Raw genomic sequence first — 13,388 nt, 5'->3', positions numbered from 1 at the left:
AAACAGGCCCGCCGATCAAACAGATCTATTCGAGGAACAGAGATGACACCCTGGCTGACCGTAGTGGGCATCGGCGAAGAGGGCTTCAAGGGCCTGGGCAAGGTTGCTCGCCGCGCGCTGCTCGGTGCCTCGCGGATCGTTGGCGCGCAGCGTCAGTTGGATCTGCTGCCGCTGTGCATCCGCGGCCAACGGGAGCTGTGGCCCAGCCCGTTCTCCCTGGAACCGCTGCTTGCTCGGCAGGGTGAGCCGGTGTGCGTGCTGGCCAGCGGCGATCCGATGTTCTACGGCGTGGGTGCCAGCCTGGCGAAACAGGTGCCGAGTGATCAGATGCTGGTCATCCCCGCGCCCTCCTCCTGTTCGCTGGCGGCGGCACGCATGGGCTGGCCGTTGCAAGATGTGGTCACGCTGTCGTTGGTGGCCCGGCCCCTGGCGGCGCTCAATGTCCACCTATCCACCGGTGTCAGGCTGTTGCTGCTGAGCAACGATCGCCACAGTCCCGCCGCCGTGGCGACGTTATTGCGCGAGCGGGGATTCGGCCCGAGCACCATGACCGTGCTGGAGCATTTGGGCGGTGCGGCAGAACGTCGGATCGACGGTTGCGCCGCGCAATGGTCCGATGACACCGTCGCCGACCTGAACCTGATCGCCATCGAATGCCGGGCCGAACCGTCGACACCGCGCTTGTCACGCCTGGCCGGTTTGCCGGACACCGCTTTCGAGCATGACGGCCAGTTGACCAAACGCGACGTGCGCGCCATCACCCTCGCACGCCTCGCCCCGATGCCCGGCGAACTGCTCTGGGATGTCGGCGCCGGCAGCGGCTCCATCGGCATCGAATGGATGCGCGCCCACCCCAGTTGCCGGGCCCTGGCCATCGAAGCCGACGAAGGCCGCCAAGGCTTGATCGAGCGCAACCGCGACACCCTCGGCGTGCCCGGCCTGCAACTGATTCGCGGCAAAGCCCCCCAGGCGCTGGAGAACCTGGAGCGGCCGGACGCGGTGTTCATCGGCGGCGGCGTCACCCGCGAAGGCGTGCTCGAGGCCTGCTGGGCCCAACTCAAGCCCGGCGGCCGGCTCGTCGCCAACGCCGTGACCCTGCAAAGCGAAACGGCCCTGATGCACTGGCGCGAACGTCACGGCGGTGAACTGACCCGCATCCACATCGCCCAGGCCCAGCCCTTGGGCGAGTTCGACACCTGGCGCCAGGCCTTGCCGATCACCTTGCTCGACCTGGTCAAGCCTCTCGATGCGTGACGAAACCGCCGAACAACCCGCCCCCCTGCGCAGCGGCCTGACCACCGGCAGTTGCGCCACGGCCACCAGCCTGGCGGCCGCTCGATTACTGCTGCGCGGCACCGAAGCCGATGCCGTGGAAATCGTACTGCCCAAGGGCAAGCAAGTGCAGATGCGCCTGGAGTTCTGCCGGCTGACCGAACAAGGCGCCGAAGCCGGGACAATCAAGGACGCGGGCGATGACCCGGACGTAACCCACGGTGCCCTGTTGTTTTCCCAGGTGCGCTTGATCGCCGAGCCCGGTGTACGTTTCGTCGCGGGTCGCGGCGTCGGCACGGTGACGCGACCGGGGTTGGTGCTGAACGTCGGTGAACCGGCGATCAACCCGGTGCCGCGCAAAATGATCAACGACCACCTGGGTCGGCTGGCCGAGGAAAGCGGTTACGCCGGTGGTTTCGAAGTCACGGTCAACGTCGAGGGCGGCGAAGCCCTGGCGCTGAAAACCATGAATCCACGCCTGGGAATTCTTGGCGGCCTGTCGATCCTCGGCACCAGCGGTATCGTCCGGCCGTTCTCCTGCGCGGCCTACATTGCCTCGATCCACCAGGGTATCGACGTGGCAAAAACCAACGGTTACCTGCACATCGCCGCCTGCACCGGCAACGCCAGTGAAGACACCATGCGCCGGGTCTACAACCTGCCGGAAATCGCCCTGATCGAAATGGGCGACTTCGTCGGCGCCGTGCTCAAACATGTGCGCAAGGTCCCCGTGGAAAAGCTCAGCCTTTGCGGCGGCTTTGGCAAAATCAGCAAACTCGCCGCCGGCCACATGGACCTGCACAGCCGTCACTCGAGCATCGACCTGCCACAACTGGCCGAGTGGGCCGCTGCCATCGGTGCCGATGAGGCGTTGCAGCAAGGCATCCGCGCGGCCAACACCAGCCAGCAAGCCCTGGCAATGGCCAGCGCCGCCGGCATCGCCCTCGGCGACGCGGTGTGCGAGCACGCGTTGGCCTTCGCCCGCAGCGTGGTGCCGGCCCAGGTCCAGGTCGAAGTCTTCGCCATCGACCGCCAAGGCGGGATTGTCGGCCACGCGGGAGCCTTGTCATGAAGAGCCTTGAAATGAAACGCATCCTGCTGCTCGGCGGCGTCACCGAAGCCCTGGCCATCGCCCGCACCCTCGGGCCCCAGCACATCTACAGCCTGGCCGGCATCGGTCGCATTCCCATCGACCTGACCTGCCAGGTGCGCGTCGGCGGCTACGGCGGCGCCGAAGGGCTGGCGCAATTCATCCGCGCCGAGGGCATCGACCTGCTGCTGGACGCCACCCACCCCTACGCAGCACAAATCAGCCACAACGCCGCCCAGGCAGCCCGCGCCTGCGCTATCCCCTGCTGGGCCCTGCGCCGCCCGGCATGGCAGCCCCAGGCCGGCGATGACTGGCGCGAAGTGGCCGACTGGGCCGAACTGATCCAGGCCCTGCAACCCTTCCACCGCCCCCTCTTCACCCTAGGTCGCGAACCCCTGCAACATCTGCATGAAATTCCGCCCGAGCAATTCTGGACCTTGCGTGCCCTGGACGCTTACCCCGGTAATGAGCGCTGCGAAGTCATTGGAGCTCGTGGGCCGTTTCACATCGAGGGCGAGCGCGAGCTGTTCGAACGGCGACAGATCGATGTGCTGGTGAGCAAGAACAGCGGCAGCACGGCCACCGAGCCGAAACTGGAGGTGGCGCGGGAGCGGGGGGTGCCGGTGTTGGTGTTGAAGCGGCCGGTGTTGGCAGGGGTGGATCGGGAGTTTGGGATGGTGGATGAGGTGTTGCAGGGGCTGCGGCAGTTGATCTGACAGAAAACTGCACCGTCCTACAAGCCTGTCCTGTCAGAACTACGTCAGCAGGCTACATCACCTTGCGTCGCTGCCTACAACTACGCCAGAATCCGCCGGCTTGTGCGCCTTGGAGGCCCTCGGTAACTTGATTCCCGTCACTGCCCTTCAGTGATCGGGTTTAGTCGCCCGAGGTTTTCAGCGGGTTCACAAGCTTCGTCAGTCAGGTATTTCATCCCTGCACTTGATGGTGGTTGTGCGCAGGGCGCCTTCGGGCGCGAAGGTAATGCTGGACTCCCCGGTCGACTAACCTGCGCACAGCCGCCGCCCTGTGGCGAGGGAGCTTGCTCCCGCTGGGCTCTGTAGGAGCTGATCTTTTGATCTTTCCACTTGGGACTCAAGCGCCTGTGGAAAGATCGCAGCCTCGCTTCGCTCGACAGCTCCTACGCGCCCCAACGGGAGCAAGCTCCCTCGCCACAAAAGCACTCACTTGAAGATCTGTTGCTACTGTTAACACCAGCCCTGCGACCCTATACCGCACGTGGCCTTTTTACTTCTCAACCCCGATCAGGCTAAATACCGCCACCTGATCGCCCATCGAGCGGATTGCCCCATGTCCCGACAACGGCTTGCATTTGCCTGGATCGCCTGCTTCGCAGTGCTGTTCAACATGCTTGCCATGCCGCTTTCCGGCAGCGGTGGCACGATGGCGAATGCGCAGGCCAATTCGCCAGCCGAGCAACTGCTGTGGGGCAGTTTCTGCTCCTCCAGCGGCACGAAGATGCTGGCGATTTCCCTGGGCAAACTCGAACAAAGCACGCAACAGAAAGACAATCACTCAACGATGCAGCATTGCTGGTGCTGCTCAGGCTCAGCGCCTTTGGTGGCGCTCGCCGGGCATGTTCCGCAGTTGTATCTGGATGCACAGCTGGCCCATCGCAGTGCAGTCCATTCGAAGCTCGACAGCCCCACGCCACGCCAGCAGTGGCCCAGCCTCAATCCCCGCGCCTCGCCTCTGGTCTGATTCTTCCCGCATAAAACTGCGCCCTGAATCGTTCCGGAGAATTGCCATGTTGAACAGACTTATCCTGCTGGCTGCCCTATTGCTTCCCGTCGGCTTCGCCCAGGCTCACCAGTACAAGGTGGGCGAGCTTGAGATCGCCCATCCTTGGTCCCAGGAGTTGCCGCCCAACGCACCGACCGTGGCCGCGTATTTCGTGATCCACAACGGCGGCACGACCGCCGACAAGCTGCTCAGCGTCTACTCGCCGATTGCCGGCAAGGCCGAGCTCCATGAGCATGTGATGCAAAACGACCTGATGAAGATGCAACCGGTGCCCGTCGTGGATATCGCCCCCGGTGCGACCGTCACCTTCGCGCCGATGGCGTATCACGTGATGCTGCTGGACCTGAAGGACCGCAGCCTGCTCAGCGATGGCAAACGCTTTGCCATGACCCTGCATTTCGAAAAAGCCGGGAATGTCACGGTCGACGTTGCGGTGCAGAAAAAAGCCCCCGACGGCACCAAGACACACATGCACGCCCAGTAGACGTAGCCGCCCGTGCAACCACTTCGCGCCAGGCCGTCCATGCCCCGCCGTCAGCCCATGAGCCTGACCCGCGGCAGTTGGATCAGCCTGTTCGCCATGCTGATGATCTTTATCGGCCCGCTGATTTCCCAGTCGATGCCGATGGGTCAGGGCATGTCCATGCCTGTGTCCATGGACATGAACATGGAGATGAGCATGGACATGTCGGCGCACGAAGCGCCGGCAGCCGAACACTGCCCGCCCCAGAGCGAGCACCATGCGTTGTGGGAAAAATGCGGCTATTGCAGCCTGCTGTTCAATTGCCCCGCACTGCCTGGCGGTCACACCTTCGCGGTCTTCGACACACCCCAGACCAACACCTACACCAGCCTTTCCCCACGCCTGGGCCATGCCCGGCCAGCGTTCTTCCCGGGTGCCCGCACCCGCGCACCGCCCCTCGACGCGTAAACCCGACACTTACCTCACCCCGGTCGTACAAGACAGCTTCATGCTGCCCGACCGTGTCGTCTACGTCTGTTCGATGGAATCATCATGTCCAGGTTTTCTGCTGACATCGCTTTGGGCGCTGCCCAGGTACGCTGCTCCCTGAACGAACCACGGGTTCGTTTACGCCAAACCATTGCCGCCCTGTGCGGCCTGCTGCTCACGCCCTACGTACTCGCTGATGAGCACGAGCATCACGACAATCAGGTTGAAGAACTGAGCCCGACGGTCATCACCGCCATCGCCCCCAGCTCACCCCTGACCGTCGTCACCAACCCCAAGGACCCGCGCCAACCGGTGCCGGCCAGTGACGGCGGCGACTACCTCAAGACCATTCCGGGCTTCGCCCTGGTACGCAACGGCGGCACCAATGGCGACCCGGTGTTGCGCGGCATGTTCGGCTCGCGGCTGAACATCCTCACCAACGGCAGCATGCTATTGGGTGCTTGCCCGGGTCGGATGGACGCACCGACGTCGTACATATCGCCAGAAACCTACGACAAGCTCACGGTTATCAAAGGCCCACAAACAGTGCTCTGGGGCCCCGGCGCATCGGCCGGGACCGTGCTGTTCGAGCGCGAGCCGGAACAGTTCGGCGAACTCGGCACCCGGGTCAACGCCAGTGTGCTGGCCGGCTCCAACGGCCGTTTCGACAAAGTGGTGGATGCTGCCGCCGGTGGGCCGCTGGGGTATGTACGGGTAATCGGCAACACCGCGCATTCGGACGATTACCGCGACGGCAATAACGACACTGTGCCGTCGCGCTATGACAAGTGGAATGGCGACGTCACCCTCGGCTGGACGCCGGACGCCGATACCCTGCTGGAGCTGACCGCCGGCAAGGGCGACGGTGAAGCACGCTACGCCGGGCGCGGCATGGACGGCTCGCAGTTCAAGCGTGAAAGCCTCGGGTTGCGTTTCGAGCGCTCGAACATCGGCGAGGTGCTGGACAAGGTCGAGGCCCAGGTCTACTACAACTACGCCGACCACGTGATGGACAACTACACGCTGCGCACGCCGTCCGGCACCGGGATGATGGCCGGGCCCATGGCCTCCAACGTCGACCGCCGCACCCTCGGCGCCCGCATCAAGGCCACCTGGCGCTGGGCCGATGTGCAGTTGATCAGCGGCCTGGACGCGCAGACCAACGAGCATCGCCAACGCAGCAGCATGGGCGTGGATACCTACAAGGACCTGCCGTACAGCAAGGACGCCGATTTCCACAATTACGGGGTGTTCGGCGAACTGACCTGGTACGCCGCCGACCGCGACAGAGTGATCACCGGCGCCCGGCTCGACCGTGCCTCGGCCAAGGACTACCGCCAGAGCATCGGTTCCGGCATGTCGGCCCGGCCCAACCCCACCGCCGATGACACCCGTGCCGACACGCTGCCCAGCGGTTTCGTCCGCTACGAACACGACCTGGACGACAGCCCCACCACCCTCTATGCAGGCGTGGGTCACGCACAACGCTTCCCGGACTACTGGGAGCTGTTCTCGGCGAACGTCGGCCCCAGCGGTTCACTGAATGCCTTCGACGCGATCAAGCCGGAGAAAACCACCCAGCTCGACTTCGGCCTGCAGTACAAGACCGAAACCCTCGAAGCCTGGGCATCGGGTTATGTCGGGCAGGTGCGCGACTACATCCTGTTCGATTACACCCCTGGGATGATGGGCACTACCTCGCGGGCCGAGAACATCGATGCACGGATCATGGGTGGTGAATTGGGTGCGGCCTACAAGCTGAGCGAGCGCTGGAAAGCCGACGCCACCCTGGCCTATGCCTGGGGCAAGAACAGCAGCGACGGCAGCGCCCTGGCGCAAATGCCGCCGCTGGACGCACGCCTGGGCCTGACCTACAGCGAAGATCGCTGGAGCGCCGGCGCCCTGTGGCGGGTGGTGGCGGCGCAGCACCGGGTCGACGAGAACAAGGGCAACGTGGTCGGCAAGGACTACGGCAAAAGCTCCGGCTTCGGCGTGTTCTCGCTCAACGGTGCCTACCGCATCAACAAGCACTGGAAGGTCAGCAGCGGCGTCGACAACCTGTTCGGCAAAGCCTACGCCGAGCACTTGAACCTGGCCGGCAACGCCGGGTTCGGCTATCCGGCGAGCGACCCGCAAGCCATCAACGAACCGGGGCGCACGCTCTGGACCAAGGTGGATATGAGTTTCTAAAAGCATCGCGGGCAAGCCTTGCTCCCACAGTATTTGTCATGGCTGCGGGACAAATTGTGCTCCCTCAGCAATGGGAATACCTGTGGGAGCAAGGCTTGCCCGCGATCGGTTGCGCAGCAACCGCCAAAAACATAACAACCCAATTTGCCCTGCGGAGCGCTTTCCGATGAGCCAACCGAAACCCAATTTCTACAACTTGGCCTGGCGCTGGCATTTTTATGCCGGGCTGTTCGTGGCGCCGTTCATGGTGATGCTGGCCCTGACCGGGATCATTTACCTGTTCAAGCCGCAACTCGATCCACTGATGTATGGCAGCCTGCTGAACGTGCCGGCCGGGCATCACACCCTGGCGGCGGACGACCTGCTCAAGCAAGTCCGCCAGGCCTACCCCCAAGGCCAGGTCAAACAGTACCTGCCACCGGTCAATGCCGAGCGCAGCGCGCAATTCGTGGTGATCGACCAGGGCCGGGAACTGAATGTGTTCATCGACCCGTACCACGGCGATGTCCTCGGCGAGCAGGATGCGAAGAACAACCTGCAAGCCATGGCCCGGGCCATTCACGGCGAACTGCTGATCGGCACCGTTGGTGACCGGTTGGTGGAAATGGCCGCTGGTTGGGGCGTGGTGCTGGTGGTGTCCGGGCTGTACCTGTGGTGGCCGCGCGGGCAATCATCAGCCGGAGTGCTGTGGCCGCGCTGGAGCGCGCGCGGTCGGCTGTTCTGGCGTGACTTGCATGTCGTCGTCGGTTTCTGGGGCGCGGCATTGCTGCTGGTAATGCTGCTCAGCGGCATGACCTGGACCGGCTTCTGGGGCAAACAATACGCCAACCTCTGGAACCGCTTCCCGGCGGCGATGTGGAATGACGTGCCCAAGTCCGACGTCGAGGCCGGCAGCCTCAACAACGCCCATCGTCAAACCGTGCCCTGGGCCGTGGAAAATACCCCGATGCCGATGTCCGGCGACCATGCCGAGCACATGGGCCACGGCGGCATGCACGAAGGCCCCGCCGCCCCGACCGTCAGCCTGCAAGCGGTGCAGGATATCGCCACCGAACGCCAGGTCACGCCCGGCTACAGCATCACCCTGCCGACCACGTCCACCGGCGTGTTCACCGTCGCCGTGTTTGCCGACGACCCGCGCAACGACGCCACCCTGCACGTGGACCAATACACCGGCAAGGTCCTGGCCGATGTGCGCTGGGAGCACTACGGCGTCGTGGCCCGCGCCACCGAAACCGGGGTAATGCTGCACGAAGGCAAGATGTTCGGCCCGCTGAACCAGATCATCGTGCTGCTGATTTGCCTGATGATCCTGCTCAGCGCCGTGAGTGGCATGGTGATTTGGTGGAAGCGCCGGCCAGCGGGCAAGTTCGGCGTACCGCCGCTGCGTCACGACCTGCCGACCTGGAAGGCCGGGGTGTTCATCATGCTGGCCCTGGCGGTGGTGTTTCCGTTGGTGGGGGCTTCGCTGGTGGTGGTGTGGTTGCTGGATCGCCTCGTCACCCGTTTCAATCGCCAGCCTGAGATTGCTTCATCTTCAAGCTGAAGACAGTGCGTTAACGGAAGGCGGTGCGAAACCTCTACAATCGCGACCGCTTTCCAAACCACGAACACAGTTCAAACTGTGGGAGCGGGCTTTGTGGGAGCAAAGCTTGCTCGCGATCCAGGCGCTGCGGTCCTCAAGAGACCGCGTCGTTTTCATCGCGGGCAAGCCTTGCTCCCACAAAGCCCGCTCCCACAATGAGACTGTGTTTCACACCAAATGCCGAGTAGCTGCATGACCTCCCTAACCCTCTCCCACCTCGCCTGGACGCCCCTGGGCCATGGCCACTGTCATCACCAGTTCCAGCTGCGTGACGTGACGTTGCAGGTGGCGGCCGGGGAGTTTGTCGGGTTGATCGGGCCCAACGGCAGTGGCAAGACCAGCCTGTTGCGCTGCGCCTATCGCTTCAGCCGGCCGGAACATGGCGAGGTGAAACTCGAGCATCACAACGTCTGGAAACAGTCCTCGCGCTGGTGCGCCCAACGCATCGCCGTGGTCCTGCAGGAGTTTCCCGACGCCTTCGGCCTGACGGTCGAGGAAGTGGTCGCCATGGGCCGCACGCCCCACAAAGGTCTGTTCGACGGCGACAATCACGACGACCGCCGGCTGGTGCGCCAGGCACTGGAATCGGCCGGGCTCGCAGGCTTTGGCGACCATGCATTCGCCACCCTCTCGGGCGGTGAGAAGCAACGGGTGATCCTCGCCCGGGCCCTGGCCCAGCAACCGCAGTTGCTGATCCTCGACGAGCCGACTAATCACCTCGACCCCCACTATCAATTGCAATTGCTGCAACTGATCAAGGGCCTGGGCATCGGCACCCTCGCCAGCCTCCACGACCTGAACCTGGCCGCCGCCTTCTGCGACCGCCTGTACGTGATCGAACACGGGCGCATCGTCGCCAGCGGCACGCCCAAGGACGTCCTCAGCGTCGAGCTGTTGCGCGAGGTGTTCGGCATCGAAGCCCTGGTGGATGAACACCCGCTGTCCGGCTACCCACGAATCACCTGGATAACCCAACCATGACCTTGCGTTCCCTGCTGTTGCTACCCCTGCTGCTGGGCAGTGCCCACGCCTTGGCCGAAGCCACCCACTACCCGTTGACGATCCAGAGCTGCAATCGCCAGGTGGTGTTCAACGAGGCACCTCGGCACGCTGTCAGCCATGACATCAACATGACCCAGATGATGCTTGCCCTGGGGCTCAAACCGCGCATGGTCGGCTACAGCGGCATCAGCGGCTGGAAATCGGTGACGCCCGAGATGGCCAGGATCCTTGATGGCCTGCCGGAACTGGCCGCCAAATATCCCTCGGTGGAAAACCTGCTCAATGCCAACGTCGATTTCTTCTTCGCCGGTTGGGACTACGGCATGCGGGTGGGCGGCGACCTGACCCCGCAGACTCTGGAACCGCTGGGCATCAATGTCTACGAACTGACCGAATCCTGCGCGTTCGTGATGAAGCGTCCGGCGGCCTCGCTGGAGGACACCTACAACGACCTGCGCAACCTCGGGAAGATCTTCGACGTGCAGGATCGCGCCAACGCGCTGATCGCCACGATGCAGGCCCAGGTGGCCGAAGTGCGCAAGCACCTGCCCACCCAGCAACCGCGGGTGTTCCTGTACGACAGCGGCGAAGACCGCGCCATGACCTCCGGGCGCCTGGGCATGCCCCAGGCCCTGATCGACGCAGCCGGTGGGCGCAACATCCTCGATGACGTGGAAACCAGTTGGACCCGGGTGAACTGGGAGAACGTGGTCGAGCGCAACCCGCAGGTCATCGTGATCGTCGACTACGGCGAAGTCAGCGCCGAGCAGAAACAGCAATTCCTGTTGAACAACCCGGCCCTGCAATCGGTGGAGGCGATCCAGCAACGGCGCTTTATCGTGATCCCTTACGTGCAGGCCACGCCGGGCATCGATAACGTGCTGGCGGTGCAAACCCTGGCGCGGGGTTTTCACGGCCAATGAACGGTCGTCGCTATGGCGCCCTGCTGATGGTCCTCGGCGCACTGCTGCTGGTGTCGTGTGTGGTGTCCCTGGGTTTCGGGCCGGCGCGGGTGCCGGTGGCCGTGGTCTGGGACATCCTGCTGAACAAGGCCTTCAGGGTGGGTGACGTCCATTGGACGCCCGGCCAGGAGCATATCGTCTGGCTGATCCGCGTCCCGCGGTTGCTGCTCGGTGCCTTGGTCGGCGCCGGGCTGGCGTTGATCGGTGCGGTGCTGCAAGCAGTCACGCGCAACCCGCTGGCTGACCCGCACCTGCTGGGCGTCACCTCTGGCGCGACTCTGGGAGCGGTCATCGTGGTGCTGCATGTCGGCGAGATTGTCGGCCTGCTGACCCTGCCGCTGGCGGCGTTCATCGGTGCGCTGCTGAGCATGCTGCTGGTGCTGACCATCGCTGCCCGCCAGGGCCGCCTGGAAAGTGATCGGCTGTTGTTGTGCGGCGTGGCGGTGTCCTTCGTGATGATGGCGGCGGCCAATCTGTTGTTGTTCCTCGGTGACCATCGCGCCAGTTCGGCAGTGATGTTCTGGATGCTCGGCGGCCTGGGCCTGGCCCGCTGGGAACTGCTGGCGGTGCCGGCGGCCAGTGTGGTGCTGGGACTGGTGTTGCTGCTGGGCATGGCCCGGCCGCTGAACGCGCTGATGGCCGGCGAACAGACCGCCGTGACCCTGGGCCTGAACGCGGCGAAGGTGCGATTGTGGATATTCTTGATCGCCTCGCTGATGACCGGCGTGCTGGTGTCCATCAGCGGTTCGATTGGTTTTGTCGGGCTGATGGTCCCGCACATTGCCCGGCGCCTGGTGGGCGCCGAGCATCGTCGGTTGCTGCCGGCCTGCGTGCTGCTCGGCAGCCTGTTCCTGGTGTGGGTGGACGTGGCGGCGCGGACGTTGATCGCGCCGGAAGACTTGCCGATTGGGGTCGCGACAGCCGCTATCGGCGGATTGTTTTTCATCGGACTCATGCGGCGTCGCTGAGCGGCGTCTTTTCCTGATCACAAAAATCACCTGTGGGAGCGAGCTTGCTCGCGATGGCGATGGATCAGTCAAATTAGCGGTGACTGACACTCCCCTATCGCGAGCAAGCTCGCTCCCACAGGGGCATCGCAATTCTCTCGCCCCAATGTGGCGCACCTCTTCGCACCAGCCCCCGCAACGCGCTCACTCATGGTGCAACCGCTCGTGCACCTCCCACGCCAACCCCGCATTTCAAAGCCTTCCCCCGACCGGGCACACCCCTTGCAAAAGCGCTTTCAGCGTTTGCATCTGCCCTCAAAAAAAATTCATAAGTCCATGGAGATCGCACAATGAAGCGTCGTAGCTTGATCAAGGTTTTTACACTCTCGGCAAGCATTGCCGCGATGGGCATGGCCTGGACCGTCCAGGCCGCCGAGACCATCAAGGTCGGCATCCTGCATTCGCTGTCCGGCACCATGGCGATCTCCGAGACGTCCCTCAAGGACATGGCGCTGATGACCATTGATGAGATCAACGCCAAGGGTGGTGTGAACGGCAAGAAGCTTGAAGCGGTGGTCGTGGACCCGGCGTCGAACTGGCCGCTGTTCGCCGAAAAGGGTCGGCAGTTGCTGACCCAGGACAAGGTCGCCGTGGTGTTCGGCTGCTGGACGTCGGTGTCGCGTAAATCCGTGCTGCCGGTGTTCGAAGAGCTCAATGGGCTGCTGTTCTACCCGGTGCAGTACGAAGGCGAAGAGATGTCGCCAAACGTGTTCTACACCGGCGCAGCGCCGAACCAGCAGGCGATTCCGGCGGTGGAATACCTGATGAGCGAAGAAGGCGGCAGTGCCAAGCGTTATTTCCTGCTGGGCACCGACTACGTCTACCCGCGCACCACCAACAAGATCCTGCGCTCGTTCCTGCATTCCAAAGGTGTGGCGGACAAGGACATCGAAGAGGTCTACACCCCGTTCGGCCACAGCGATTACCAGACCATCGTGGCCAACATCAAGAAGTTCTCGGCCGGTGGCAAGACCGCAGTCATTTCCACGGTCAACGGCGACTCCAACGTGCCGTTCTATAAAGAACTGGCGAACCAGGGCCTGAAAGCCACCGACGTACCGGTCGTGGCGTTCTCGGTGGGCGAAGAGGAACTGCGCGGCATCGACACCAAGCCACTGGTAGGCAACCTGGCGGCGTGGAACTACTTCGAATCCGTGGATAACCCGGCGAACAAGAAATTCGTTGATTCATGGAAAGCCTACGCCAAGGCCAAGAACCTGCCAGGCGCCGACAAAGCAGTGACCAACGACCCGATGGAAGCCACCTACGTCGGCATCCACATGTGGGCGCAAGCCGTGGAAAAAGCCAAGTCCACCGACGTCGACAAAGTCCGCGAAGCCCTGGCCGGCCAGACCTTCGCCGCACCGTCGGGCTACACCCTGACCATGGACAAGACCAACCATCACCTGCACAAGCCAGTGATGATCGGCGAGATCCAGGCCGACGGTCAGTTCAACGTGGTCTGGCAGACCGAAGGCCCGATCCGCGCGCAACCGTGGAGCCCGTTCATCGCCGGCAACGACAAGAAGCCTGACTATGCGGTGAAGAGCAACTGAGCCTGGGAACA

12 protein-coding genes are annotated in these 13,388 nt (G+C 63.6%); all 12 read left to right on the top strand.

Features of this window, described 5'->3' with window-relative positions; translation table 11 throughout:
- Nucleotides 1–42 precede the first annotated feature (42 nt).
- The 12 genes from KI235_RS03275 to urtA all read left to right on the top strand — a co-directional run bounded on the left by KI235_RS03275 (nt 43) and on the right by urtA (nt 13,377).
- Entirely contained in the window at nt 43–1,254 is a 1,212-nt protein-coding gene (locus tag KI235_RS03275) for a bifunctional cobalt-precorrin-7 (C(5))-methyltransferase/cobalt-precorrin-6B (C(15))-methyltransferase (RefSeq protein WP_003197386.1), read from the top strand.
- Nucleotides 1,247–2,344 (top strand): cobalt-precorrin-5B (C(1))-methyltransferase, encoded by a 1,098-nt coding sequence (locus KI235_RS03270; protein WP_003197385.1) that lies wholly within the window; start codon nt 1,247–1,249, stop codon nt 2,342–2,344. The genes KI235_RS03275 and KI235_RS03270 overlap by 8 nt, the downstream gene beginning before the upstream one ends.
- Before the next feature lie 11 nt (nt 2,345–2,355).
- Entirely contained in the window at nt 2,356–3,078 is a 723-nt protein-coding gene (locus KI235_RS03265; protein WP_028237498.1) for a cobalt-precorrin-6A reductase, read from the top strand.
- A 592-nt stretch (nt 3,079–3,670) separates the two neighbouring features.
- Complete coding sequence (locus tag KI235_RS03260) at nt 3,671–4,081, top strand: DUF2946 domain-containing protein (protein WP_003197380.1); 411 nt, start codon at nt 3,671–3,673, stop codon at nt 4,079–4,081.
- Nucleotides 4,082–4,127: 46 nt separating this feature from the next.
- Complete coding sequence (locus tag KI235_RS03255) at nt 4,128–4,607, top strand: copper chaperone PCu(A)C (protein ID WP_212795485.1); 480 nt, start codon at nt 4,128–4,130, stop codon at nt 4,605–4,607.
- Between the two features lie 57 nt (nt 4,608–4,664).
- A complete protein-coding gene (locus tag KI235_RS03250) occupies nt 4,665–5,054 on the top strand; it encodes a DUF2946 domain-containing protein (RefSeq protein ID WP_212795849.1) in 390 nt (129 codons plus the stop codon).
- 84 nt (nt 5,055–5,138) lie between these two features.
- Entirely contained in the window at nt 5,139–7,265 is a 2,127-nt protein-coding gene (locus KI235_RS03245; protein WP_003197373.1) for a TonB-dependent copper receptor, read from the top strand.
- A gap of 166 nt (nt 7,266–7,431) precedes the next feature.
- Nucleotides 7,432–8,811, top strand: a complete 1,380-nt coding sequence (locus KI235_RS03240) for a PepSY domain-containing protein (protein ID WP_003197371.1) — start codon at nt 7,432–7,434, stop codon at nt 8,809–8,811.
- A 231-nt stretch (nt 8,812–9,042) separates the two neighbouring features.
- Nucleotides 9,043–9,831 (top strand): ABC transporter ATP-binding protein, encoded by a 789-nt coding sequence (locus tag KI235_RS03235; protein WP_003197369.1) that lies wholly within the window; start codon nt 9,043–9,045, stop codon nt 9,829–9,831.
- The gene (locus KI235_RS03230; protein ID WP_038856202.1) at nt 9,828–10,775 is read left to right on the top strand and encodes an ABC transporter substrate-binding protein; all 948 of its coding nucleotides are present in this window, start codon (nt 9,828–9,830) and stop codon (nt 10,773–10,775) included. Before KI235_RS03235 ends, KI235_RS03230 begins: the two co-directional genes overlap by 4 nt.
- A complete protein-coding gene (locus KI235_RS03225) occupies nt 10,772–11,782 on the top strand; it encodes an iron ABC transporter permease (RefSeq protein ID WP_027911808.1) in 1,011 nt (336 codons plus the stop codon). The genes KI235_RS03230 and KI235_RS03225 overlap by 4 nt, the downstream gene beginning before the upstream one ends.
- A 329-nt stretch (nt 11,783–12,111) precedes the next feature.
- The gene (urtA, locus tag KI235_RS03220) at nt 12,112–13,377 is read left to right on the top strand and encodes an urea ABC transporter substrate-binding protein (protein WP_003197362.1); all 1,266 of its coding nucleotides are present in this window, start codon (nt 12,112–12,114) and stop codon (nt 13,375–13,377) included.
- The last annotated feature ends 11 nt before the right edge of the window (nt 13,378–13,388 follow it).

This window comes from Pseudomonas sp. St386, assembly GCF_018325865.1.
Taxonomy (GTDB): Bacteria; Pseudomonadota; Gammaproteobacteria; order Pseudomonadales; family Pseudomonadaceae; genus Aquipseudomonas; species Aquipseudomonas brassicacearum.
The sequence above is the reverse complement of the archived record's forward strand: the minus strand, read 5'-3'. Positions and strand labels throughout refer to the sequence as shown.

What these genes read in the sequence shown, in the direction of transcription:
- KI235_RS03230 (WP_038856202.1), top strand. Translation starts at nt 9,828, where the DNA reads ATGACCTTGCGTTCCCTGCTGTTGCTACCCCTGCTGCTGGGCAGTGCC.
- KI235_RS03255 (WP_212795485.1), top strand. Translation starts at nt 4,128, where the DNA reads ATGTTGAACAGACTTATCCTGCTGGCTGCCCTATTGCTTCCCGTCGGC.
- KI235_RS03275 (WP_003197386.1), top strand. Translation starts at nt 43, where the DNA reads ATGACACCCTGGCTGACCGTAGTGGGCATCGGCGAAGAGGGCTTCAAG.
- KI235_RS03240 (WP_003197371.1), top strand. Translation starts at nt 7,432, where the DNA reads ATGAGCCAACCGAAACCCAATTTCTACAACTTGGCCTGGCGCTGGCAT.
- KI235_RS03265 (WP_028237498.1), top strand. Translation starts at nt 2,356, where the DNA reads ATGAAACGCATCCTGCTGCTCGGCGGCGTCACCGAAGCCCTGGCCATC.
- urtA (WP_003197362.1), top strand. Translation starts at nt 12,112, where the DNA reads ATGAAGCGTCGTAGCTTGATCAAGGTTTTTACACTCTCGGCAAGCATT.
- KI235_RS03270 (WP_003197385.1), top strand. Translation starts at nt 1,247, where the DNA reads ATGCGTGACGAAACCGCCGAACAACCCGCCCCCCTGCGCAGCGGCCTG.
- KI235_RS03260 (WP_003197380.1), top strand. Translation starts at nt 3,671, where the DNA reads ATGTCCCGACAACGGCTTGCATTTGCCTGGATCGCCTGCTTCGCAGTG.
- KI235_RS03245 (WP_003197373.1), top strand. Translation starts at nt 5,139, where the DNA reads ATGTCCAGGTTTTCTGCTGACATCGCTTTGGGCGCTGCCCAGGTACGC.
- KI235_RS03235 (WP_003197369.1), top strand. Translation starts at nt 9,043, where the DNA reads ATGACCTCCCTAACCCTCTCCCACCTCGCCTGGACGCCCCTGGGCCAT.
- KI235_RS03225 (WP_027911808.1), top strand. Translation starts at nt 10,772, where the DNA reads ATGAACGGTCGTCGCTATGGCGCCCTGCTGATGGTCCTCGGCGCACTG.
- KI235_RS03250 (WP_212795849.1), top strand. Translation starts at nt 4,665, where the DNA reads ATGAGCCTGACCCGCGGCAGTTGGATCAGCCTGTTCGCCATGCTGATG.